Consider the following 23,701-nt stretch of genomic DNA (forward strand, 5'->3'; position numbering starts at 1 on the left):
TCCGTACATGACTGGCTGTCAGGTTCGCGCTCTCGTCGGTGCTCGCGTATCGAGTGTCCAAGGCGATGAGAAGACCTCCCATATTTCACAGCGCGACAAAGGCGAAACTTACGCGCAATCCCAAGGCTGGGACGTGGTGGGTGCCTTTGAGGACCTCGACGTATCCGCGATCAAGCTATCCCCCTGGGAGCGCCCAGACCTACGCGATTGGCTCACCGAGCGTGCCGACGAGTGGGATGCTCTGATATTCGCAAAGACAGACCGGGTGTTCCGCTCTGCTGCTGATTGTGTGCGGCTGGCCGAATGGTGCAAACAGAACAGCAAGATCCTGGTGTTGGTCGATGACGGGATCAAACTCGACTACTACCACCCCGAGGACGCCAAAGACGCCTTTGCCGGGGCAATGTCAAAGGTGTTCCTGATACTGGCCTCGGTATTCGCAGAAATCGAGGGGCAGCGGTTTGTGCAACGGGCACGTGACCGTGTGGCATTCCTACGCAATACCGATAGATGGGGATACGGCATACCGCCGTTTGGATTCCTGGTTATTGATCACCCCAGCGGTAAGGGCGGCAAGGCGCTCGATCACGACACCGAGGCGCAGCGCGTGCTTCACGATGCAGCCGCTCAGCTGCTGGCGGGTGGGTCTTTGACCGGGATAGCCGGTGGGCTCAATGACGACGGCACGCTTAGTCCCCAGGACTGGAATCGGGCACGTGGAGGTAGGCCCACCACTGGGACACAATGGACCGTGGACAAGCTGAAAGCGATCTTGAGCAATCCCAGTACCCAAGGCGTCAAAACCGCTAACGGCAAGCCCGTCCTAGACCCTCAAGGCGAGCCGGTGCGAGTAGGCCCGCCCTCCTTCGATCCTGAGACGTGGGGCCGTATCCAGTCCGAACTAGCGCAACGGTCCCAGAGCCCACGGCAGCGTCGGCACTCGACTAACCCGCTGCTCGGTGTGGCAAAGTGCGGCGGGTGCGGTAAGAACATGCGCCAGCGGTCGCAGACGACCCCAGCCGGGGTGACACATCGGTACTACATCTGCGGAAACTCACCTAAAGCATGTCCGTCCATTTCGATGATCGCAGCCGACGCCGAGAAGCTAGTCGAGGAGTCGTTTCTAGATGTTCATGCTGACCGTCTAGTGAAATCCCGTGTCTGGCAAGACGGCTCGGATCATTCGTCAGCGCTAGACCAGACGAACCGGACTATCCAGTCTCTACGCGATGATCGCGCCATGGGGCTATTCACTACCCCAGATGATGAGGAGATGTACCGCCAACAGATGTCATCCCTCATCGCCAAACGTGACCAACTCTCGGCTTTGCCTATCGTTAGGGCAGGGTGGGTCGAAGTGGTGACTTCCAAGACGTACGGTGAAGTTTGGCCTGGTGCCACACCCGAAGCGCGCCGGAAGCTGCTGACCGACGCGGAAGTGAAGATCACCATCCACAGCCCAAACCGATTTGAGATCTATTCAGACCTCGCCCGTGTGCTCGGAGAGGCACCCGCCTCCGCTTAATTTGCTCCCGGTAGTGGGTTCGCTACCACTGTTGTAGTGTGTCGTCAATCACTTAGGTTGCTGGGCGGACAGGGGGCGAAAAAATCATGGCTCAGGTTCTCAGGGTCGATTTTGTTGACATGAAAATGTCGTCTCACTTGATCGATGGGCATCGGGAAGAGTTGGCGGCAGCGCACTCTGCTGCCGACGCAGCGATCGAGGCCGCGCAAGCGGGGTGGGTTGGACAGTCGGCTCTCGCCCTTCAAGAAAAGCTACTTGAGCTGCAAGGCATCACTCACCACGCAAACAACGAGTGCGATCACCACAGCACAGCCATCACCGCTATTAGCGACAAGTTCCAGAAGATTGACGAGCAAGAGGCGACAGAGATCATCCGCACCCGGCGATCGATCTAATGTCACTGACACCTGCGGACGTTCTACGTTGGGAGCCCGAATCCATCCGTGAGGTTCGGGCCGCGCTCACCAAACGGGGAGCGCGCGCCCAGGAGGTAGCCGACGGTCTCAAGAAGTTGCCGATCATCGCATCATGGGAAGGCGAGTCCGGCGCAGCCATGAAGGACTCACTAGACAAACTCGGCAAGTACCTGATCGATCATTTCGAAGAGATGGAAAGACTCGGCAAGTCGTTAGATAAATCTGCCAACGAGGTCGAAACAGCAAAAGGCGCAATGAAATCGGCGATACAAAAGGCCGATGGCTATTACCTCGAAGTTGACATGGCGACCGGGTCAGTCAAACCAACTTCGACCTCACTCGTGATGCTTGGCAATCAAACGAACGTCATGCTTCGGGTTGGCGAAGTGCAGCAGGACATCAAACAGGCGATGGATTTGGCGAACATCGCGGATCAAGACCTTGCGAGCGCCGTGAAAGGCATCGGTGGAGCGGCAACGGGTCCCGCCGAATCTCGGCCCAACATCTACAACGCGCTTGCTCAGGGGTTACCCACGGACCCGAAGGAATTCCGAGAGCTGTGGGACCAGCTCACGCCCACGGAGAAAGACTGGCTCTACAGCAAGGATCACTTCATCGGTAATCACCCCGGAATGCCGTTTGAGGATAAAGACGGACGGGGTAAGGACTTCTACAACAGGCAGCACCTCCCGGAGCTGCAAACACAGGCACAGGCGCAGGTTGACAGCATCAAGGCGCAGCACCCCAGTTGGGTGGACAACCCGCCTCTTCGCCCCTCTCGCGACTATGACCATTGGCGTTCTCAACTAGACGGAGCCGAGCGTAACGTCAAGGGCTACAGCGAACAGATGAACATGGTTACAGGTGGACACGACGACGGGATGCGTCGCTATCTCGGATTCATTGACGACAAAGGCCATGTGGCGGTGTCCCTCAACAATCCGGACAACGCTCAACGCGTCGCGACGTACGTTCCGGGCACAGGGCAAGACATGTCTCGCTTCCAGTTCAGCGCCGAGAAGGGGGACGCGATGTACTGGGCCGCGCGGGACGCTAACCCCGACCTAAAGGGTAGCGACGTGTCAGTGACTACCTGGATGGGCTACGACCGGCCCATGAACGTCTGGGAAGCCAAAGACACCGGTTGGGCGACCGGTGGCGCACAAGCGCTCGATGACTACCAGGCGGGCTTGCGCGCATCACACAACGGTGAGGCATCGATCAACACCGTCATTGGACATAGCTATGGGTCCACACTGGCCGGTGCTGCGGCGACAGACGGCCATCACCTAGACGCGAATAACTTTGTGGCAGTGGGCAGCCCCGGTGTGCTGGCAGAACACGCTAACCAACTAAATCTCGACCCCGACGCGAACGTGTACGCGTCACGCGCTCGACATGACGTCATTTCCCTAGCCGGTGGCCTGACTCTCGGAATCTCGCCCACGAAAGACGATTTCGGGGCGCACGTGTTCGAGGCCGCGCCCGGACCCACCACCGGACCTGGGTTCCTTCACATACCTTCCATCGAGGCTCATAGTTCGTATTGGAGCCCTGGTAATCCAGCGTTGGATAACATGGGACGCATCATCGCTGGCGAGAACTCCGACGTGACATGGGCGAAGTAGAGCAATGAAACTGACAAGCACCCAAATCCTAAGCGCCATAGCAGCTATCGCACTCGTATCCGGATGCTCACCCGAGAATCCGCGTGGATCGGCAGAGCCCACCGGGGCCACGATCATTGGAGGAGACACCGTGACCGACGTTCCTAAGCCGTCAGCGCCGAAGATTCCAGCCAGTCAGCAAGAGGCACAGGACACCGTTATCGGCTACTTACAGAAGACGGTTGACAGCCTCCCGCGCGGAACCAAGCTAGATGCGACTGACTTCCGTGGTGGCGCGAACATGTCGTGTGAAGACGAGCCCATGACGGACACGCCACCGACCCGTTTCGAGTACTGGACTCATGTCACCGCAGACAACGGGGCGAGCACGGATGACCTGGTCAACAAGACTGGCGACGCCTGGCGCGGCTGGGGTGCAGATGTAAAGGAACGTGACGACTTCCGCAAACCCAACAGGTTCGGTTACCTACCGGACGGGTACGAACTCCAGATCAAGGGCGCAGCTAAGCCTGGTTATCCTCCGACGCTGATTGTTACCTCCCCATGCTTCTCCGGTGAGGTTGCCCGTACGGACATTCCGTCACCCCGAGTGATCGAACAGACGCCACAAGCTGGCTGATCGGGTTACTTAGAGGCAGGCGCGTGAGGATACGCATTTGATGCGGCTGCGTGGCATTGCAGTGCTGGCCGCTACTGCCATCGTTGCGTGCAGTTGCAATTTCCATGTGTCTACTAGCTCTGGGCGCAGCATGCCGAAGCAGGAGCTAGAGGCTGGGGTTCAACGGGTGCTGACTCGGTGGGACATAGACACCCGCTCCGTCAAATGCGATGGTGACCTACCTGCCAAGGTTGGTAAGGAACAAACCTGTTGGGCACGGATGGACGACGGATCTAGTTTGAAAATGGTTGGTATCACAACCAGTGTTGTTGGCGACGATCTCAAGTATGACGTTGAGGTGGATGGGAAGGGCGCTGAGGCGCTTCACCGAGTCAGCGGCTAGAGCATCGTCCGGTACCAGCTGGCGACGGTCAGTCCAGCGGCGTGCATGACAGCTGGGGTGTGTTCGCGTGCTACGCCTTGGATCTCCAGATGGATGCTGAGGTTTTCTTGGTAGTCGGCTATGCCGGTGGGTATTCCGTGCTCTGCATAGCGCCATGCGTCGAAAGTGCGTAGAGCCTCTGGGAGGCGTTGGGCTAAGACTTCGGGGTTGTTCGATGTGGCGCGGGTTCCGCGTCGTTTACCGGCTCTCATGATCCCCACCGCGCGGCTGCGCCTTTCCTGCCGATCTGACTCCGGCTCATCTTGTCGTCTCCGTCGTCCACCCGAATGGACTTGAGCATCGACAAGAGCAACTGTTGATTGCGTTGCAAGTCAGCGATTTCCGGCATTGAGACGGGTTGCCCTTGCGAGCCTTGGACTCGGGTGTCGGCACCGGCCTTGCGGATTGATCCACGTTGCCGGTGGATCTCGTCAGCGAGATAGCACGCTTGCTCGATAACCATCGAAGTCTCTGGGCTATGGCTGAAGTCCCCGGATGCATGTAGATCGTCCCAGAGCCGTTTGCCGCGTGCTCGGAGAGCACCCGGATACCTGGGAATTGCCGGTTCCAAGTCGGTTTCAGACATGTTTTACCTCATTTCTGGCCGTTTCCGACCTGGGAGTTTGTTCCGGTAGAAGTGCCGGATACATCGGTTGACCTGTGATGATGCGAATTTGTGTCCAGAGGAAAAACCAGGGCTATGCCTAGGCATCCGATCTGTCATCCGCATTACCAACCGATGAGGAGTAGGGGGATAGGGAGGTCCCCGTGGGGGTCTAGGAGCAGAAGGGCAGAGCCAAAGCGTTTGTGGTGCTTGTGATGTCCACTGCGTGGCCCTGCTCCCTCACATACGCCTTACCTAGTCCACGCGAGAGGCCGTGCGATGTAGCGCATCCCGCGCCTTCTGGTAGGTGGTCCATGCGTCACTCACGGTTACCGCTGCTGCCCATACCTCAGCGCTGAGCTGAGTGCGGTCGGTGTTGCGGCACAACGCTTCTACTTGTGTCAGCTCATTGGCTAGCAGGAAGCACATATGACAGCAGTACGAATGCCCCTGTTCCTTGGGGCGCGTGCAGCCCTCGCGTCTGCACCGGGGAGAGGAGCGCCGGTTCCTACGCGGACCCGTCACAGGTAATTCATCTGAGTTGCGGGGATATCGCCACCTGTGCCGGTCGTCTCCGGTTGGATAGCCCTACGGATGGCCGCTGCATCATCCAAGGTGGATAGCTGCAACTCGTATCCGCAGAGTGCCGGGATGACATGAGGGATCAGAGGCCCGTACGCCCTGGCGGTGGTCGATCCTCCTGCACTACTCGCCATGATCCGAGCCGCTTGGCTCGCCATACCGAAGCTGCCGGGATCACCGAATACACATGCGGTAAACAGGTTGGTGCCCTGTCCATCTACGCCCATCGGGCCAACTTCGTGACCCTGAAGGGTTGCCAGCCTGCTATAGAGGCCCCACCAGGAACTCAGGGCAACGGAAGCATTGCGCCACAGGTCCACGGCCTTCCCTTGGGTCTCTGTCAGCGTGAGAACGCTTGTCTGGCCCGTGAAGTCAGGCAGGTCTTGGGCCACTTCGTTCAGTCGGTGCTCGTCAACGACGGCGTTGTAGTGGTCCACAATTTCCGATTCCCAATCGTCCGTGGCGTCGCTTACGGCAAAGTACAGTCTCTGCGCGGCGATCTTGATTAGGTTCTGCTCGTTGGTCTTCGTGGTGAACATCTCGAACGCGGCCTTGTTGAAGGCTTTGAGGCTGCTGTCCCACTTCGATGCGGAGCACCTACCCAACTCGCTCTGTGCGTGCTGGAATGTGCTCTCAGAGTCCCGTGAGGATTCAAGTACCGACTTGTACAGCTTCAGTTCATCCTCGACCGAATCAGAGATGGTGATCCCGTGACTGCGAAGGTCGCGGACGAGAAGGGTCTCTTTGTTGCCTTGGGTTATCTGTGGTGCCATGGTTTCTTCCTCCTGGTGATATGAGTGAACCCCGTGCCATCATCGACACGGGGTCTGGTGAAACTGTTTGTTGCTAGCTGGTATTCGGGTTATCGGGTGAGTGATTGCGCCATGAGTGAAGCGAACGCCGAGGAGGGGTCAGATATCCCCTCTGCGCCGAGGCTGTGCCCCTGAGACTTGTCTACGGGAGGGGATGCGACCGACTCCTCAGGTGCATGCTGACCCGCTGACTGCACGAGTCGGCTGAACCCTTCGCCTTGCTGACTGGCCTCCCACGCGGAGAACAGCTCTGCTAATCCGTTGGTACTCAATTCCTTATGCTCCATTCCATTGCAAACCCTGACGGTTCAGTTGATTGTTTTTGACTCGCATCGCGTCGTCTACGGAGCCGACGTTGAACGTGAAGCTGTTACCCAAAATGCCTTGTGCCCAACCCAATCCCTGCTCTGCGATGGACGAGGCAGCACCACCACCGATACCCAAGTCAGACTTGAATTGGTTGATGTTGGCCTTAGCGAAGTTGGCGCCAATATCGACGCCCTTCTTGCCGATCTCTGCCGGGTCAACGATCTTCGAGAACTCGTCATTGACGCCTTGGACCAAGCCCTTAGCCGCGCCTGCTACCGCATCGGCCTTGTTCGTAATGCCTTGTGCGAAGCCCTCACCGATGGATTCACCCGAATAGGTGACCCAGCCCCGACCAGAGAAGGGGCCTTCCTTAGCAGGGGAGAACGGGAAGAACGAACGTGCACGAGACATCAGTTCGCCTGCGGCGCTTGCCACATCGCCTAGACGCGAGCGGATACCGTTGACGAACCCGGACACCACAGATGCGCCAGACTCGAATAGGAGATTGGCTAGGTTCCCCAGAGCGGCTGTGATCTTTCCGGGCCACGTAGCGACCTCAGCCACGATCTGTCCACCACCAGTAGAGAACGCGGAGACAACCTGGCTGATGATCCCTGTAACGGTCGGAACGATCCCGCCGAAAGCTGTTGCGACAGCGGTGGGAATCCCGCCGAATGCGAGTGAAACAACTTCACCTATAGTCGAGAGCTTGGTACTCAGCGTGTTGTAGAGAGCCTCGGCGGCTCCCGAAACAGTCTCTAGGCCAACCACAATCGTCTGGAGAGGACCGGACACATTCGACCAGTCACCGGTTAGGAAGTTGAACACGTTGCGGATACCGGACCAGAACCTCACCACCGCTGCGAACGCAGCCACCAGGATCGGCATGATGACCGGTAGAGACCCGGAGATCAGATTGATAAAGACCTTCAGGTTGGTTACGAAGTCATCCGAGATCAACGTGTCAAATCCCATGCTGCCCAACTGACCAACGATGTCCAACAGCCCTCGGATCGTGGAACCCACGGTGGAGAGCGCTGTATCAAGCTGAGAGACCCCATCGGGGCCTACCGTGGTGATCTTGTTGATCCAATTGAGGAACTGGTTTGCGTACTGGTTGAACATCGCAGACAGGCCGGGCAGCTTGTTAGAGACAGAGCTGACCAGCGTCAAGACCGCAGACGTGAAGTCCTGCACACCTGTCTTAGACGTATCAATAGCCGCCGCAACGTTATTGATGATGTTCTCGATCTGGGACTTACCCTTGTCACCGGTTAGCGCGCTAGTGAAGCTGCTAAACACGTTTGAGAGGCTGTCCGCGATCTTGGGCATATTCTCTTGCAGCACAGGGAAAATCGACTTCATACGCTCGAAGACCGGAGTGAGCCGCTCTTCAAACTTGCTACTCATCGCTTTCTTCAGCGCTTCGACTTGGGGGGTAAGCGTCTTGGCTGCGTTCTTAATGCCGTCCATGCCCAGTGCGATTGCACCGATCGGGAGAGCGATAGCCGCGACCAACGCGGGGATAGCCAGTAGTGCGCCTGTCGCCAACGCGAGGGCCGGTGCTAACAGCGCTGCCACGGACACGACGGCCAACAGACCGCCTCCGAACATGCGGGCATTTCCTAGTACAGCTCCGAACCCGTTACCTAGACGCCCCAAACTGCTCGTGAGCTTGGAAAGTCGGCCATGAGCCTGCTCTGATTCACCACTCATCACACGAAGCTGTTTGATGTCATTAGCAAGGTTCAGTCGGTGTGCGTTGGCCGCACCGAACTCAACCGGGATCTTCGCGCGGATACGAGACTCGACAGCCTTAACCTGCGCTTCCAGCTGGCGACGGAACCTCTCCCCGTCAACAGTCAGCGGAATCTTCGCTTCGATCTTCTTGGTAGAAGTCTGGAGATTGTGCAGGAGTCGCTTCTGAAAATCGTTGAGATCATTAGAAGCCCGCTGCTCGTTGAACTTTGCGTCTACATCAACGCCCTTGGACGCCTGATTACGTAGGGTCGTCATCATCGCCCGGAACTTGCCGACAACGAGAGCTGAGTCGAGATCCGCATTGACGTTCATGTCAACGGATTCGGACTTCTCAACCTCGGTAAGCTGTTCCTTCAGTCGATCTCGAAACTTCTTGGTATTGGGGACAACCCGAACGGAGATCCGTCCGACTTCCTTCCCGCCTTCACCAACGGTCATAGCGGTTATCTCCTAGCTGGCGGGCCAGGGGTGGATAGGGTCTGTCGGGGCTTTCAGGCAACGCCGTTAGAGGGCGTAGAGACCGGCGCGTACCGCCTGTCAAACAACTCACGGCGACGGTGGGCGTCGCCCTCGTGCCACGGGGTGTCCCCGGCAGATTCGATCGCCTCGTTGTACCGATGCTTGGAATCGCAGTAGCGCTGAAACTTGCTCTCGCGCCGTTCCTCGGCGGTCATCTTCCATAGCGGCTTGCGGTTGGTGTCGAGCATGGGCTCTCCTAGATATGAAAAAACCCGCTCAGCTCAACGCTGGCGGGTGATTAGGGGTGAATAGGGTTAGGCCTTGCGGAACTCGCGTGTACGCGGCCATTGGGCCGGTGGGAGGTCAAAGAAGCGGGGATGGACCCAAACCTCCCGGATTGCGTTCGCCCACCGAGGCTCGCTGAACACATCGACCAACTCACTCGAATAGTCGATAGCCAGATCACGAACAGGTACGCGGAGAACGCGCTCTAGCCCAGTCAGCTCGAAGAACTCCGTAAGTTCCTCGTAGACAACGGAATTGTCGGTATCCATCTCGGGGTGGTGGATCAAGTCCAGCCGGTCTCCGTCGCCTACGGCGATGAGACGGCCATGTTCGATGAGCTGGACCCAAGTAGGTTCCGCGCTACGGGTCAACAACACGCTCATGCTGCCGGGACCAACGCGTCCACCACGTTGGATAGTGACTCTGCGATCTTGCGGTTACCCACGGTGTCCTCACGGAGCAGCAGATCCACCAGCGCTCGCATATCGTCCAACGCCTCTCGGCGGGATCTGTACTTCTCCCGTTCACGGCTGCGTCTGCATTCACGGCAGTAGCCCTGCGCTGTACGCGATTCCGGCGTCACGGTGGCGTGACCCCACGGGCATTCCGTAGCTGCCTTGTTCGGCATAGGTTCCTCCTTTCGTTCTTACGGATGGGTTCGATCAAATAGAAAATGCCCCGACCACCAGGAGAAGGACCAGTGGTCAGGGCATCGTCGGGAGCACACAGTTTGCGGAGCTGGTTCTCACCGGAGAGGGGAAGCCGTGGAGGCGTGTCCCTCTACCAGTTACGGGGTTTCTGTGACACTCGCTTTCTTGCGTGCGGCTCTGCTCTTGCGTTGCCGGTCACGTGCGGCTTTGCGGTTGCACTCCTCGGTTCCGCACCGTTTCGCGGGCCGACCGCCTTTCGGTCGGTACTCACCCCGGAGCCACATCCCCCGGTGCAGGCAGGCGTTGCATCCGCAAGGCGTCAACGGTTCGGTGAACTCACACATCCACCCGTCAGCGGACGCAATCAGCGGGTCTCCGCACATCTCGCAGCGGGCAGCTGTTTCCGGCTGACTGTTCGCGCTCCGAACCATGAACCCGTGCCCGGAGTCCAGCATGTCTTGCGGAGCCAGCAGCGCTAAGGCGCGCTCCTGGTCGCCGTTTCCATCGGCCCGAAACTTGACCTTCGTCAGCCTGCCGGTGTCGTCCCCGTCATCCCCCATGACGAGCGGAGGTTGGTCGGTGGCGTCTAGTGTGATGGTCCCTGGACACCCCACGGTGGGCTCCTCGGGGACCTTGACGAGTTCGATTAGATCTGTGTTCCCCAAGCTCGGGAATTGGTCGTCCTCCGGTTTGGTATTCAATTGTTCCTCTGGATTGTAATTAATTGTCCGGTAGTTTCATCCTTGTATAAAGCCCACGTATCCCAATCCGGGTCACCGGGCTTGGGTAGTGGTTTATTCGACGGCCACGGAATCGCGGACGCGAGTTGGTCAGCTTTCCATTCATCAGATCCGTATTTCGGGCCTGATAAAAGACTAGGAATTCCCCAAGGATCATCCTTGCCGCTAGGTGCGGCTGGTTTTAATACTTCCACCTCCACCGGGAGGTGGTGACCCTCAGGGGAACCACCGACAAGAATCTCTTCATGCTTCGGGTCTTGTACCCGAAGCTCTAAAGGATCTGTTCCATGATCTGATACTAGGATCTGATTAGTGTCGGCCAGCGCCGACATATGTAGGTCGTCTCCCGCCGAACTATGTACGTCGGCTGTGGACGAACTATGTGGGTGCGGAGCATCAGGCACCAACGCGTATCGGGAGTACTTGCGAGCGTAGCCGCTGCCCTTCTCGACCTCCCGAATCCATCCACGCTCTATGAGTGATCGAACAGCCTCGGATGCGGTAGTACGTGTTATGCACGCCTCTTCTGCAATTCTCTCCGACCCCGGAAATGATTCTTGTCCGGTCTTATCTGAATGGTTGAAAATGGACAACAGAACCCGAAATTCAGAAATTGTGAATTTATGTCCGTTGGTGCGTTTCAGCCATTCCAATTTAGAGAACTTGTGGTTATCGGGTTGCGTCACGCGAAATGCCCTCCAAGGCATTTATCTCGTCACGAAGTCGAGCGAGTTCGTCAGCATCCATCAACAGGAACCGAGACCGGCTAGCCGTAGGCGTCACCCGGTAGTTCACCTTCTGGGCCTTGCGGTCCCACTGTTTCTCGATCATCGAACCCATACCGACGCCTCCGCACTTCCGAACATCATCGTCGTGTCAGGGACCACCTGGCATGCGGCCAACGACAGGCCGTGCTCTGCGATGAACTCTCGAATCGAGACGTAGGACGGATCATCGTCCCGGACTAACGGCGAGCGGTAAACCTCCATACGGTCGGTGTCCCCGTGGGCATAGAGCCACATGGGCTCATCAATACACAATGTGGTTATCTCAAGTGTCTGCAAACTGTTCCCCCTTGTGGCGGTATGTATTTGAGCGCGACTCGCTCTCGTCCCCCCACGGGCAAGGTACCTCAGGGGAGTATGCGGGCCTTCGCCTACCCGCTTGGCCTGTATTCGATTTTCAAAGTGCCTGTCATCGCTGACAGTCGAAGTAGAGCATCGAACCAACACACTTGTCAAACCCAACATGATGGCTAAGCTGATAGCCTGGTGATATGCAGAGGAACAGGGTGGTTCAGGACCTCGGTACCGACTGGGTTGTAGAGATGGAATGGCCCGAAGGTGACACGCAGGGCGGGCCAACCGTGATAACCATTCGCCCCTCCGATCCCGAATCGCCCGCTGTGGGTGGGCTTTCCAGCACGGTCCTACGGGGTATCAACTTCCGGGATGCAGCGGCTCAGTTACGCAAGCAACTGGCCGTGGGTAACCGGCGACGTAAAACCCGCGACAACTACGACGCTGACCGAATCAACCGCGTCCGGGACGAACTGGACAAGGGGATCACTCCCGAGTATCTAGCCTTGCTTTCTACGCTCTACCTGTCCCGAGTGAATGCAGGCCAGCCTAAGCCTGTGGAAGGCATAGCCGACGAGCTTGGCAAGGGGTTGCAAACCGTCCGAGGGCACCTCTGGCAGGCCAGAAATCAAGGGATTCTCGTTGGCGCACAAGGGCGTAAGGGTGGACAGCTGTCACCCGAAGCTGTCGAGATTTTAGAGCGCATCGTGCCCGGTGCCGGAGAATTGGAAGCATTCAATTGGTGATGTACGAAGTTGCCCGAAGCAGTGATAGAAGGGCACCGGAATGCACAACCGATCTCCCGCCGCGAGGTGGATCGACTCTGCCACAAAGTACCCGTTGTTGAGTATATTGCGATGTGACAGCGTCGCCCCCTTGGGATAACCCGTTGTCCCCGAGGTGTATTGGATGTTGATGGGATCGGTGCTGGACAGCTGCGACATGCGGTCGCGCAGCGCGGTCACGGGGACCCGTTCGGCTCCCGTCACCAGATCGGCCCAGTGGTCCGTCCCGATGAACACCACATCGAGCAAGGTGGGGGCATCCGAGCGCACCTGATCCACCATCGTCACGTAGTCGGAGGATTTGAACGCCGTCGCACAGATTAGCGTGCGGACCCCCGATTGATTGAGCGCATAGGCCAGCTCGTGGGTTCGGTAGGCCGGGTTGATAGTGACAAGGATTGCGCCGATCTTTGCCGTGGCGTACTGCACCAGGACCCATTCGGCGCAGTTCGGCGCCCAGATTCCGACCCGGTCGCCCGTGTCGACCCCGCGCGATATGAGTCCGCGCGCAACGAGATTGATCTCGGCGTCGAGCTCACGGTAGGTCCAGCTCCGGCCGCCGGTCACATCGACGAGGGCATCGACATCGGGATGGGCGCCGACTATGCGCTCGAAGTTCTCTCCGATCGTCTCCTCGATGATCGGAGATGCCAACGACCCGGCGTCATAGGACTTCATCGTGCCGCTTCACCACCTGCACCGCTGCGCCCGTCCACGGTTGGGCGAGACGGATCGAGCACGACTCTAACGACTCGTCCGGGCCGCCACCCTGGATTCCGGTGCTCAGGTCGACAATCCGTTCAGCACGCCTGAGCACAGGTGCATCCACCATCGCCCCTTCGAATTGGAAGACGCCACGTTCCCGGGCCGCCAGCTCGAGCACTTCGCGCGCCCACCGCACCCGTTCACCGGTCGGCCGATACGCCTCCCGAATGACACTCACCTGGGTTGGATGGATGGCCACCTTGGCATCGAACCCGACGGCCACGGCATCATCGGCCTCCGCACGCAACCCGTCGAGGCCCTTGATGTCGAGGTACACCGAGTCCAGCGCCATCCGGCCAAATGCCTTTGCCGCCAATAGTGTTTGAGAACGAACGTGTTGTGCCACATCGCGGTAGCTACCGTCGGGCCATCGGTTGTTGGTGCCCCAGGTCGCGGCGAACAGGTCCTCCGCACCCCACATCGCCGCGACGACGTTCCCGGGCCGCACCAGCTCGACGACGTTAAGTGCCCCCAGCGGGGTTTCGACGAGCACCACCACGTTCAGCGGCGCTAGGGCCGCGACCTGATCGGCATGCTCACTCTTGGCCAGCATCACCGTGGTGTAGTCGGTCCGAGCGACCGCATCCATGTCCAATAGGTGATCGGCGGTGCTGGCGGGATTGAGACGAATCACCGTGCGAGAGGGATCCAGCGGAGTAGTGATCAACGCGTCGCGGGCGGCAGGGCGGTCGGTGGGCGCCACCCCGTCCTCCAGGTCGAGAATCACCACATCTGCAGCAGCAGAGGCTTTTTCGAAGCGCTCGGGTCGATCGGCAGGACAGAAGAGCCAGCCCGGCCCTCTCTTGGCAAGTGTCATTGCCCCTGCCCTTCAACATGTTTGCGCACCATGGTCTGTCGCGAGGCCGTGGCCACCACGTCACCGTGCTGATTCCTGCCGGTGTGCGCAAAGGTGACGATGCCCTCGCCGGGGCGGCTCTTGGACTCGCGCTTGTCGATCACCTCGGACTCCGCATACAGCGTGTCTCCGTGGAACAGCGGTCTGGGAAAGGCGATGTCGGAGAATCCCAGATTCCCGACGATGGTGCCCTGGGTGAGTTGCGCGACCGATAGCCCGACCAGCGTCGACAGCGTGAACATCGAGTTCACCAGGCGCTGATTGAACGGCGGTAGCGCCTCTGAGAACGCCGCGTCGAGGTGCAGTGCCTGGGTGTTCATGGTCAACGTCGTGAACAGAACGTTGTCGGCCTCGGTGATCGTCCGGCCGGGCCGGTGCACGTACAGCACATCGGTCTCGAACTCCTCGAACCACAGACCGCGCTGCTCGACGATCCGTTTGCCGCTCACAGCCACCTCCATGCCCAGCCAGGCGTCCACTTGCTGGCGCATCGACACCATGGATGAAAACCGTGCTACACGGCAAGGATGGTGCGTAAAGCTCCCGCCGGATGAACACCGTGAGGCATGAACGTCCATTGAGTGGACGCGTACTGTAGACGAGGTGACCGAGGCACCGAGTGTGGTGCGCCGCACCGCGGCGCTCCTGCGAGCGGTCTCGACCGAAACCGGAACCGGCGTCAGCACCACCGAACTCGCTCGCCGTACCGACATCCCACGGGCCACCGCGCACCGCCTGCTGGAATCGCTTGCCAGCGAAGGGCTGGTGGAACGCGACACGCGCTCCGGTCAGTGGTTCCTGGGCCCGGAGATCTACGTCCTCGGCGCCACATCCGCTCCCCGGTACAACATCACGGAGAAGGCGTCCGCCGATGTGGCGGCGCTGGCACGGGAAACCGGCGAGAGCGCGTTCTTCTCACTGCGTCGCGGTGATCACACCGTCGTGCTCCTGAGCGAGGACGGCGACTTTCCGATCCGGTCGCATGTGCTGTACGAGGGTGCACGCTTTCCGCTCGGCGTCGTCTCATCCGGAATGGCCGTCCTGGCGTACCTTCCTGACGAGACAATTCATGCCTATCTCGATAGGGCCGACCTACAGTCGGAGTGGGGCAGGGGTTTTCGCACCGATGCCGTCTGGGAGCGTATCGGCGCCACCCGACAGATCGGCTGGGCCGTCAATCCTGGTCAGGTGGTCGAGGGCTCGTGGGGTATGGCCGCCGCGGTGTTCGATACCCATCACAACCCCATCGGTGCGCTCACGTTGACGGGTATCGAATCCCGGTTCAACGCCGAACGCCAGCCAGTCCTCGGACAGTTACTCCTGCGGCACGCGCATCGGCTCAGCCGCACCGTGCGCCGCTAGCCCCCACGACGCAGGAGCGAGGCCGCCTCGCGCACCGCCGACGTGATCGCGGTCAGCGTCGAGGACTCGAATTTCCAGTGCTGCCAATACAGCGGCACATCGAGATGTCGCCCCGGTGCCAGATCGACGAGGCCGTCGCGATCCAGCTGCTCGGGCATCATTCCCCAACCCAGCCCCACCCGCAGCGCCTCGGTGTTTCCGCCCGTCGTGGGCACATAGTGCTCCGGCACGGCGACATCCCGGCGGAAGAGCTTGCGCAAGAACTGGTCCTGGAGGGCATCGCGCCTGTCCCACCGCATCATCGGCGCCCGGCGGACGGCGTCGATCCCCGAGTCGAGCAGCCCACCCGGGAGGTAGCGCGCGACGTACCCCGGTGACGCCATTCCGAAGTACCGCATGGAACCCAATGGTTCCGAGCGGCATCCCGCGATGGGCTTCGGTTCGGTGGTCACCGCCGCCATGACGACACCCGCGCGCAACAGTTCCGCGGAGTGATCCTGGTCCTCGATGCGGATATCGACCAGCACTCCGTCGGGAATCCGTGCCAACACCGACCCCATCCAGGTTCCGAACGAGTCTGCGTTCACCGCGAGCGCTACCCGTATCGGGGAGCCGTCGGCGCCCATCTCGCGCAGTGCCTCACGTTCCAGCGTCCCGACCTGGGCCGCCAACCTCATCAGCGAGGCACCCGCTTCGGTGGCCACACAGGGCTTTTCCCGCCGAACCAGCACTTGGCCCACCGATTGTTCCAGGGCCTTGACACGTTGACTCACCGCCGAGGGGGTGATGACAAGCCGCCGGGCGGCGGCATCAAAGCTGCCCTCCTCGATGACGGCGGCGAAGGCGACCAGCTGCTGCGAGTCCAGACTCACATTAGCTATTCTAATGCAGAGTAAGAATCATTAGCTGGACTGCATATTGCCGTGACCCTAGCGTCAGTGTTGTGACCGTTATTTTCCTCGGCTTTCTCACCGGAATGTCCCTCATCGCCGCCATCGGCGCCCAGAATGCCTTCGTGCTCAGGCAGGGGATTCGCAGTGAACACGTGCTGCCGGTTGTCGCCGTGTGCATCACCGGCGACTTCCTGCTCATCGCCGCGGGCATCGGTGGTCTCGGAGGCCTGATCACGGCCACACCGAGCCTGCTCACCGTGGCCAAGGTGGGTGGCGCCGCGTTTCTGATCGGCTACGGATTGTTGGCCGCCCGCCGCGCGTTGCGCCCCGGAACGCTGGTGCCGGCCGAATCCAATCCGGCCCGCCTCGGCGCGGCGCTGACGACCGCGCTGGCCATCACCTTCCTGAATCCGCACGTCTACCTCGACACCGTGGTGCTGCTCGGCTCCCTGGCCAACGCGCACCAGGACGCACGCTGGCTGTTTGGTGCGGGCGCCCTGACCGCGAGTGTCACCTGGTTTGTGGCACTCGGATTCGGCGCGCGACATCTTGCCGGACTGTTCCAGCGTCCGGGAACCTGGCGGGTGCTTGATGCAGGGATCGCCGTCGTGATGATCGCCCTGGGCACCTCACTGGTCATCTGATCGCCCTTGCCGAACCATTTGGTTCGGTGTTAGCGTCCTTCCCGAACCAACTGACTTGGGAGAAACATGGACGTCGACAAGGCCCGCACGCGTTTCGCCGAACTTCGCGGCCAGAGAGACGTCAGCCCCGCCGATCTCGACGAGATCTGGGCCGCGCTCGACACTGTCCGACCCGAGGACATGCTGGGCAGCTGGAAGGGCGACGAGTTCCACACCGGGCACAAGATGAACGGCCAACTGGCCGCCGCCCGCTGGTACGGCAAGATCTTCACGTCCATCAACGATGTCGAACCCATCGTCTGTTACGACGAGGACGGAAAGCTGTTTTCCAACAACGCGTTGAGCCTGGGCGGTGCGACCCTGTGGGACATCGAGTTCCGCGGAGAGGTCACCGGCACCATGGTCTACGACGGCCAGCCCACCTTCGATCACTTCAAGTGGGTCGACGAGAACACGCTGATGGGCATCATGAACGGCAAGCGTCAGCGTGCCAGCGGCAACTACCTCTATTTCCTGCTCGAACGCGACCAGTGAAAGTCACCGCAGCACTGAGTCGCTCGGCAGAGTCTCCGTTCGCGCTGGAACAAGTCGAACTCGACGGACCGCGCCCCGACGAGGTGCTCGTCAAGATTCACGCCACCGGCCTGTGCCACACCGATCTGACCTTCAAGGCGCAGGTACCCATCCCGGCGGTCCTGGGCCACGAAGGCGCGGGGGTCGTCCAGGCGGTGGGTGATGAGGTGACCGATATCCGCCCGGGAGACCACGTGGTCTTGAGCTACCGAAGCTGCGGCGAATGCCGGCAATGCGGTGCGGGCGAGCGGGCCTACTGCTCACGGGCCGCGCGGCTGAACCTCGCCGGCACCCGGCTCGATGGCTCATCGACACTGTCCCAGAACGGGAACGGCCTATTCGGCTCGTTCTTCGGGCAATCCAGCTTCGCGCAGTACGCACTGGCCGCCACCGACAACACGGTCGTCGTTGATCCGTCGACTGATCTCGTCATCGCCGCACCGCTCGGATGCGGCCTGCAGACGGGCGCCGGTGCGGTGCTCAATGTACTGACACCCGAACCCGATTCGCAGCTTGTCGTATTCGGCGCAGGCGGTGTCGGCCTGGCAGCGGTGATGGCCGCTAAGGCCATCGGGGTGCGCACAATCATCGCCGTGGACCCGGTGGCCTCCCGACGTGACAAGGCAGTCGAGCTGGGCGCCACCCGCACCGTCGACCCGGCGGCCGAGGACGCGGCCTCCGTGGCACGCGGAGCCACCCACGCGCTCGACACCACGGCGAACACCAACGTCATCGCCACGGCGCTCGGCCTGTTGCGGCAGCGGGGCGTGCTGGTTCTGGTCGGGCTGGGGGCCTCACACGGAACGATCGACCTCACCGATCTCATGTTCGGCGGCAAAGTGATTCGCGGATGTATCGAGGGTGACGCGAACCCACAGGAATTCATTCCGGAACTGCTGCGGATGCACGCAGAGGGACGCTTTCCCATTGAATCGCTGATCAGTAGATACCCGGCGAGCGCGATCGATCAGGCCGTGGCGGATGCGCGGTCCGGTGCCGCGATCAAACCGGTGCTGCTCTGGTGAGTGCCATGCGCGCTGCGGGTCAGGCCACTCACGATCGGATCATGGCCGCGGCCAAGGCCGAGTTCACCGAATACGGCTTCGCCGGCGCACGGCTGAACCGGATTGCCACCACTGCGAACGCGAGCAAGGAGCGACTGTACAGCTATTTCGAGAGCAAGGAACAGCTGTTTGAAGCCGTTGTGGCGCAATGGATCAATGATGCGCCGTACAAGGTGCCGTTTAGCGCCGGTGACGTGCCGGGGTACGTCGCGGGGCTGTTCGACAACATCGTCGCCGATCCGCAAGGCGCACGGTTACAACGCTGGATCGAGTTAGAGGCCCCCGCCGGGATGTTCGACAACCACGTGCTGCGCCGCATCTTCCAGGCGAAACTCGATGAGGTACGCCAGGGGCAGCAGACCGGGCTCATCGACCCGACGTGGGACCCCATGAGTCTGCTCACGGTGCTGATCGATATCGCCTACTCGATGGCCGCCAGCGGGTTCGGCATCGACCGTATTGTCGGTGAACCGCTCGCCGAGCACATGCTCGCCGATCGCCGCGCCGCAGCCGCTGAAGCAGCGCGGCGACTGGTTGGCGGTCCGTAAGACATCGCCGCGACGTGCAAAGCCCCCTCGCGTGCTTGCGGCAGCTACCCTCGATACGTGCCGTCCGCGATTCTGACCCGCCGCGGGTTTCTGGCCGCCGGTGCCGCCCTCGCCGCGGGCACCGCGCTAGCCGCCTGCACTAACGACTCCCCTCGTACCTCGGAGCAGAACGGCACCGCCGTCATCAGGCACGCGTTCGGTACGACCGAGGTCACGGCGCCGCCGAAGCGCATCGTCAGCGCGGGATACACCGAACACGACTACCTGTTAGCGCTGGGCATCGTCCCCATCGCGGTCACCGAGTGGTACGGCGGCTACCCATTCGCAACCTGGCCATGGGCCACCGACCGGCTCGGCGCCGCCAAACCCGAGGTGCTCACGCTTACCGACGGACTGATGGTCGACAAGATCGCGTCCCTGAAACCCGATCTGATCCTGGCCACCGACGCCGGGCTGGACCAGGACACCTACAACAAGTTGTCCGGCATCGCACCGACCATCGCGCAGGCGGGCCGGTACGCGTTCTTCGAACCGTGGAAGGACCAGGCCAAGGCCATCGGACAGGCGGTGTTCAAACCGTCGGAGATGGACGCGGTGGTCCAGGCCGTCGACAACACCTTCACGTCGGCCGCCTCCGCGCACGCCGGCTTCAAAGACAAGAAGGCCATCTATCTGCAGGGCGAACTGCTCGACGGGCAGGCCATCGCGTACCGGTCCGGATCGCGCACCGGATTCCTCACCGCCCTCGGGCTGGCCGTTCCCACCGAGTTGGAGAGCTATGCCAAGGGCGAGCAGCTTGCGTATCTGCCAGCCGAACAACTCTCCAGCGTCCTCGGCCAGGCCGATGTGCTGGTGTGGGGCACCGAATCAGAGGAGCAGAGCGCCGCGCTGCGGGCCGATCCGGCGATCACCAAGCTGGGCTCCTCGCTGCTGAGCCGCAGCATCTTCGCCAGCAAGGAGCTGGCCGGCGCCATCAACTTCAGCTCGCCGTTGAGCCTGACCTACGTGGCGGACAATCTGGTCCCCCAGCTGGCCCGGATATTGGGGTGATGACCTACCCGAACGCCCGCCCGGGGCCATATTGGGTTGACGTCATGATTCGTGTGGTGGGCGGCGTCGTCGGCGCGACCGCTCTCGGCATCTTCGGACTGGCGGCATTCATGGTGTTGTCGTCCCGATTGTCGTCGAATCCGGCCGCCGACCCGCACGGCTTCGGGCTGATCTTGGGAATGCTGCTCGCCATCCCCTGCGGACTGGTGGCTGCGGGTACATTGCCCCTGACGCTTCCCCGCGGACAACGGCTTCGCGCCGTGACGATCGGTTTTATCGTGTACCTGGCCTCCGCCGCGGTGTTGATCTATTCGGCCGCCACCATGCCCAACCGCCCACCGCCCTGCGCGACAAATCCACCCGCACCCCAGTGCAAGCACGCACCTTAGACTTCGCGGAATGGAGACAAGCGAGGTCGAGAAGACTCCTCAGGACCAGGTGGTCTTCGCGCAGGTCGGTCGCAGCTACTATCCACTGCTGTCGGCCATCTTTGTCGGCGTGGTGCTGATCTCGAATGTCGCTGCCACCAAGGCAATTGGATTCGGGCCCGTTGTCGGCGATTGGTCGCTGATTACCGACGGAGCGTTCGTGCTGTTCCCGCTGAGCTACGTGATCGGCGATGTGCTCAGCGAGGTCTATGGATATCGCGCCACCAACCGGGTAATCCTGCTCGGATTCGCGATGGAGCTGTTGGCCTGCGTGGTGCTCTGGACCGCAATGATGCTGCCCGCCGCCGACTTCTACCCCAACCAGGAGGCATTCGCCACCATCGTCCGGAGCATCACCACACTGATGGTTGCCGGACTCGCGGGATACCTTGTTGGGCAAACACTTAACGCACTCGTAGTCGTACGGATGAAGAAGCGCTCCAAGGAGCGTCACCTGTGGGCGCGACTGGTGGGTTCGACGGTCGTCGGCGAGTTTGCCGATTCGCTGGTGTTCTGCTCGATCGCGGCCACCGCGCTGGGTATTCACACCCTCGGCCAACTGGCGACGTACACCGCGCTGGGCTGGATCTTCAAGTCCGTGGTGGAGATCGTGATGCTGCCGATCACCTACCGGGTGATCGCCTACATCAAGAAGCATGAGCCGACTTATACACAGGCGGGATAAATGCGCCCTTAGGCGCAGCCACGGGAGTACCGTCGAAGTATGAGTACCGCAACGGATTTGAAGGTGCGGGATCACGGGGACCGGGCGTTGTTGCTCGAATGTGCATCCGTGCAGGAAGTGCTGGCGTGGACGTCAGCACTGAATGTCGACCCTATCGACGGCATCACCGATATCGTTCCCGCCTCCCGCACCGTCCTGCTCAAGCTCCGCGGCCCCGCCGACCAGGCCATCGTTCGGCACCGGCTGACTCAGCGCGCGGCGCCGCCCGGCACGCTCGCGGGCACCACATCGCCACCGGTAACCATCCCGGTCCGGTACGACGGCCTCGATCTCGAAGAGGTCGCCGAGCACACCGGCCTGGGCGTGGACGGTGTCATCGCCGCACACACCGGAACGATCTGGACGGTCGGATTCTGCGGATTCGCACCGGGATTCGCCTACCTGGTGGAAGGCGACCCGCGCCTGGCCATCCCTCGCCGCGCCGACCCGCGCACCAAGGTACCCGCCGGCGCGGTCGCGCTCGCCGGCGAGTTCAGCGGCATCTACCCACGCGAGTCCCCCGGCGGCTGGCAGCTCATCGGCAGCACCGACGCCGTCGTCTGGGACCTCGATCGCAACCCACCGGCGCTGCTCACTCCCGGTACACGCGTCCAGTTCCAGGAGGTGACGGCATGAGACCCGCGCTGGAAGTCATGCGCACGGGCCCGCTGGCGCTGGTCCAGGACCTCGGTCGCATCGGCAAAGCGGCCATGGGCGTCGGACGCTCGGGGGCGGCGGACCGCGGATCGCATTCCCTGGCCAACCGGCTGGTGGCCAATCCCGACAACCTGGCCACCATCGAGGTAACCCTCGGCGGTATGTCATTCCGGATATCCGGCGGTGACGCTGTGGTGGCCGTCACCGGTGCCGACACCGATCCATCCATCAACGGGATTCCCTTTGGCACCAACAGCATTGCCCAGGTTCAGGACGGCGACGTAGTGTCACTCGGCGCACCGCGCAGCGGGCTACGCAGCTATGTGGCGGTGCGCGGCGGGGTCAGCGTGGCACCGGTGATGGGCTCGCGTAGCTTCGACATCCTGTCTGGCATCGGCCCCAGGCCCCTGCAGGCCGGGGACAGATTGCCGGTCGGACCGCGGTCCCCTTCCTTCCCGGAGGTAGAACTGGCGCCGGTGGCCCCCATCTCCGATGCCACCGTCGAGCTCAAGGTGGTACCCGGTCCACGCGACGACTGGTTCATCGATCCCGACGCGCTGACCCACCGAGCCTGGATAGTCTCCGACCGCAGCGACCGGGTGGGCACTCGACTCATCGGCAAGCCATTGGAACTGCGCGACCCGGCCAGGCAGCTGCCGAGCGAGGGTGTGGTCCGTGGCGCCATTCAGGTGCCGCCCGGCGGCCAGCCCGTTATCCTGGGCCCTGACCATCCGGTTACCGGAGGCTATCCGGTGATCGGCGTGATCACCGATCACGATGTCGATCTGGCCGCCCAGGTACGGCCAGGACAAACTGTTCGGTTCCATTGGTCACGACCGCGCCTGAGCTAGGAGCATCCCGTGTCTACGATGCCGACCGTCCCCGTCATCCGGACCCATACCGCGCGGCTCATCCACACCGCAGATCTCGATAGTGAAACGCGTTGTGTGGCAAGGGAATTACTAATAGACGCATTTGAGGGCGATTTCACCGAAGCGGACTGGGAACACTGCCTGGGCGGTATGCACGCGCTCATCTGGTATCACGGAACACTCATCGCCCACGCCGCGGTGATCCAGCGCCGGCTGCTGCATCAAGGACGGCCACTACGCACAGGATACGTGGAAGGCGTTGCAGTAGATAGCGATTGGCGCGGAAACGGACTTGGTCGAGCCATCATGGATGCGGCCGAACAGGTCTTGCGTGGCGCCTACGAGCTGGGCGCGCTGAGCGCCGGCGACGACGTCGCCCCGTTTTATCAGGCCCGTGGCTGGGTGCCGTGGGTCGGAGCCACTCCCGTGATGACGGCAGAGGGAGTTGTGCCCGCCGAAGACGAGGGTGTGCATGTGCTGCCGATGAGCTCCGGGGTTGACGCGTCCGGCTCGCTGACCTGCGATTGGCGCGGTGGCGACGCGTGGTGATGCCCGCGACGGCGCAGGAAAACCCAAATCACGGCGATCAC

At 61.2% G+C, this 23,701-nt stretch carries 28 protein-coding genes and 2 pseudogenes; 17 read left to right on the forward strand and 13 right to left on the reverse strand.

The features are described from left to right. The first annotated feature begins 7 nt into the window (after positions 1-7). From B4394_RS12555 to B4394_RS12575, 5 genes are all read left to right on the forward strand, one after another. Positions 8-1,525 carry a recombinase family protein gene (locus B4394_RS12555; RefSeq protein ID WP_078315213.1) on the forward strand — a complete coding sequence of 506 codons (1,518 nt, stop codon included), beginning with the start codon at positions 8-10 and terminating at the stop codon, positions 1,523-1,525. Positions 1,526-1,611: 86 nt separating this feature from the next. Continuing rightward, positions 1,612-1,920 (forward strand): WXG100 family type VII secretion target, encoded by a 309-nt coding sequence (locus B4394_RS12560; protein WP_078315214.1) that lies wholly within the window; start codon positions 1,612-1,614, stop codon positions 1,918-1,920. Between the two features lie 116 nt (positions 1,921-2,036). Beyond that, positions 2,037-3,569: an alpha/beta hydrolase gene (locus B4394_RS12565; RefSeq protein ID WP_176138307.1), complete on the forward strand. Its 1,533-nt coding sequence runs from the start codon at positions 2,037-2,039 to the stop codon at positions 3,567-3,569. Between the two features lie 130 nt (positions 3,570-3,699). Beyond that, a complete protein-coding gene (locus B4394_RS12570; protein WP_078315273.1) occupies positions 3,700-4,188 on the forward strand; it encodes a hypothetical protein in 489 nt (162 codons plus the stop codon). 40 nt (positions 4,189-4,228) lie between these two features. Beyond that, the gene (locus tag B4394_RS12575; RefSeq protein WP_078315216.1) at positions 4,229-4,570 is read left to right on the forward strand and encodes a DUF4333 domain-containing protein; all 342 of its coding nucleotides are present in this window, start codon (positions 4,229-4,231) and stop codon (positions 4,568-4,570) included. On the opposite strand, the gene B4394_RS25185 is transcribed toward B4394_RS12575, so the two are convergent. The 9 genes from B4394_RS25185 to B4394_RS12615 form a co-directional block, all read right to left on the reverse strand. Then, entirely contained in the window at positions 4,567-4,821 is a 255-nt protein-coding gene (locus B4394_RS25185) for a hypothetical protein (RefSeq protein ID WP_139360150.1), read from the reverse strand. The genes B4394_RS12575 and B4394_RS25185 overlap by 4 nt on opposite strands. 647 nt (positions 4,822-5,468) lie before the next feature. Continuing rightward, positions 5,469-5,642, reverse strand: a complete 174-nt coding sequence (locus B4394_RS25390) for a hypothetical protein (RefSeq protein ID WP_176138308.1) — start codon at positions 5,640-5,642, stop codon at positions 5,469-5,471. Between the two features lie 92 nt (positions 5,643-5,734). Then, entirely contained in the window at positions 5,735-6,568 is an 834-nt protein-coding gene (locus tag B4394_RS12585; RefSeq protein WP_078315218.1) for a hypothetical protein, read from the reverse strand. Positions 6,569-6,883: 315 nt separating this feature from the next. Next, on the reverse strand, positions 6,884-9,115 hold the full coding sequence (locus B4394_RS12590) for a phage tail protein (protein WP_078315219.1): 2,232 nt from the start codon (positions 9,113-9,115) through the stop codon (positions 6,884-6,886). Positions 9,116-9,168: 53 nt separating this feature from the next. Further along, positions 9,169-9,384 carry a hypothetical protein gene (locus B4394_RS12595; protein WP_078315220.1) on the reverse strand — a complete coding sequence of 72 codons (216 nt, stop codon included), beginning with the start codon at positions 9,382-9,384 and terminating at the stop codon, positions 9,169-9,171. 66 nt (positions 9,385-9,450) lie between these two features. Next, entirely contained in the window at positions 9,451-9,804 is a 354-nt protein-coding gene (locus tag B4394_RS12600; RefSeq protein ID WP_078315221.1) for a hypothetical protein, read from the reverse strand. Continuing rightward, a complete protein-coding gene (locus B4394_RS25190) occupies positions 9,801-10,049 on the reverse strand; it encodes a hypothetical protein (protein ID WP_139360151.1) in 249 nt (82 codons plus the stop codon). The genes B4394_RS12600 and B4394_RS25190 overlap by 4 nt, the downstream gene beginning before the upstream one ends. A 719-nt stretch (positions 10,050-10,768) precedes the next feature. Continuing rightward, entirely contained in the window at positions 10,769-11,497 is a 729-nt protein-coding gene (locus tag B4394_RS12610; RefSeq protein WP_176138309.1) for a helix-turn-helix domain-containing protein, read from the reverse strand. 141 nt (positions 11,498-11,638) lie between these two features. After that, positions 11,639-11,833 (reverse strand): hypothetical protein, encoded by a 195-nt coding sequence (locus tag B4394_RS12615; RefSeq protein WP_078315224.1) that lies wholly within the window; start codon positions 11,831-11,833, stop codon positions 11,639-11,641. Positions 11,834-12,102: 269 nt separating this feature from the next. Between B4394_RS12615 and B4394_RS12620 the strand changes: the two genes are divergently transcribed. Beyond that, positions 12,103-12,636, forward strand: a complete 534-nt coding sequence (locus B4394_RS12620) for a hypothetical protein (RefSeq protein ID WP_176138310.1) — start codon at positions 12,103-12,105, stop codon at positions 12,634-12,636. A 6-nt stretch (positions 12,637-12,642) separates the two neighbouring features. Here the strand turns inward: B4394_RS12620 and B4394_RS12625 are convergent. The 3 genes and pseudogenes from B4394_RS12625 to B4394_RS12635 all read right to left on the reverse strand — a co-directional run. Further along, positions 12,643-13,353, reverse strand: a pseudogene (locus B4394_RS12625) (AMP-binding protein); the annotation flags it as partial. 85 nt (positions 13,354-13,438) lie between these two features. Then, positions 13,439-14,257, reverse strand: a pseudogene (locus B4394_RS12630) (HpcH/HpaI aldolase/citrate lyase family protein); the annotation flags it as partial. Beyond that, positions 14,254-14,787, reverse strand: a complete 534-nt coding sequence (locus B4394_RS12635) for a MaoC family dehydratase (protein WP_078307431.1) — start codon at positions 14,785-14,787, stop codon at positions 14,254-14,256. The pseudogene B4394_RS12630 and the gene B4394_RS12635, both read right to left, overlap by 4 nt. 112 nt (positions 14,788-14,899) lie before the next feature. Between B4394_RS12635 and B4394_RS12640 the strand changes: the two genes are divergently transcribed. Beyond that, complete coding sequence (locus B4394_RS12640) at positions 14,900-15,658, forward strand: IclR family transcriptional regulator (protein ID WP_078307271.1); 759 nt, start codon at positions 14,900-14,902, stop codon at positions 15,656-15,658. Here the strand turns inward: B4394_RS12640 and B4394_RS12645 are convergent. After that, a complete protein-coding gene (locus tag B4394_RS12645; RefSeq protein WP_078307268.1) occupies positions 15,655-16,530 on the reverse strand; it encodes a LysR family transcriptional regulator ArgP in 876 nt (291 codons plus the stop codon). The two genes, B4394_RS12640 and B4394_RS12645, sit on opposite strands and share 4 nt — an antisense overlap. Positions 16,531-16,601: 71 nt before the next feature. Here B4394_RS12645 and B4394_RS12650 point away from each other — a divergent pair, with 71 nt between their 5' ends. From B4394_RS12650 to B4394_RS12695, 10 genes are all read left to right on the forward strand, one after another. Next, entirely contained in the window at positions 16,602-17,195 is a 594-nt protein-coding gene (locus B4394_RS12650; protein ID WP_078307266.1) for a LysE/ArgO family amino acid transporter, read from the forward strand. Between the two features lie 66 nt (positions 17,196-17,261). Next, the gene (locus B4394_RS12655) at positions 17,262-17,729 is read left to right on the forward strand and encodes a DUF4334 domain-containing protein (RefSeq protein ID WP_078307264.1); all 468 of its coding nucleotides are present in this window, start codon (positions 17,262-17,264) and stop codon (positions 17,727-17,729) included. Beyond that, entirely contained in the window at positions 17,726-18,793 is a 1,068-nt protein-coding gene (locus B4394_RS12660; RefSeq protein ID WP_078307262.1) for an NAD(P)-dependent alcohol dehydrogenase, read from the forward strand. The genes B4394_RS12655 and B4394_RS12660 overlap by 4 nt, the downstream gene beginning before the upstream one ends. A 41-nt stretch (positions 18,794-18,834) precedes the next feature. Next, positions 18,835-19,380 (forward strand): TetR/AcrR family transcriptional regulator, encoded by a 546-nt coding sequence (locus B4394_RS12665; RefSeq protein WP_170914928.1) that lies wholly within the window; start codon positions 18,835-18,837, stop codon positions 19,378-19,380. A 69-nt stretch (positions 19,381-19,449) separates the two neighbouring features. Further along, complete coding sequence (locus tag B4394_RS12670) at positions 19,450-20,430, forward strand: ABC transporter substrate-binding protein (RefSeq protein ID WP_078307430.1); 981 nt, start codon at positions 19,450-19,452, stop codon at positions 20,428-20,430. Then, positions 20,430-20,819 (forward strand): hypothetical protein, encoded by a 390-nt coding sequence (locus B4394_RS12675; protein ID WP_078307255.1) that lies wholly within the window; start codon positions 20,430-20,432, stop codon positions 20,817-20,819. The genes B4394_RS12670 and B4394_RS12675 overlap by 1 nt, the downstream gene beginning before the upstream one ends. A gap of 10 nt (positions 20,820-20,829) precedes the next feature. Further along, entirely contained in the window at positions 20,830-21,543 is a 714-nt protein-coding gene (locus B4394_RS12680) for a queuosine precursor transporter (RefSeq protein ID WP_078307251.1), read from the forward strand. 39 nt (positions 21,544-21,582) lie between these two features. Continuing rightward, the gene (locus B4394_RS12685) at positions 21,583-22,218 is read left to right on the forward strand and encodes a 5-oxoprolinase subunit B family protein (RefSeq protein ID WP_078307249.1); all 636 of its coding nucleotides are present in this window, start codon (positions 21,583-21,585) and stop codon (positions 22,216-22,218) included. After that, a complete protein-coding gene (locus tag B4394_RS12690) occupies positions 22,215-23,090 on the forward strand; it encodes a 5-oxoprolinase subunit C family protein (protein WP_078307247.1) in 876 nt (291 codons plus the stop codon). The genes B4394_RS12685 and B4394_RS12690 overlap by 4 nt, the downstream gene beginning before the upstream one ends. Positions 23,091-23,108: 18 nt before the next feature. Beyond that, positions 23,109-23,660 carry a GNAT family N-acetyltransferase gene (locus B4394_RS12695; protein ID WP_078315227.1) on the forward strand — a complete coding sequence of 184 codons (552 nt, stop codon included), beginning with the start codon at positions 23,109-23,111 and terminating at the stop codon, positions 23,658-23,660. The last annotated feature ends 41 nt before the right edge of the window (positions 23,661-23,701 follow it).

The organism is Mycobacterium sp. D16Q16 (assembly GCF_002013745.1).
Taxonomy (GTDB): domain Bacteria; phylum Actinomycetota; class Actinomycetes; order Mycobacteriales; family Mycobacteriaceae; genus Mycobacterium.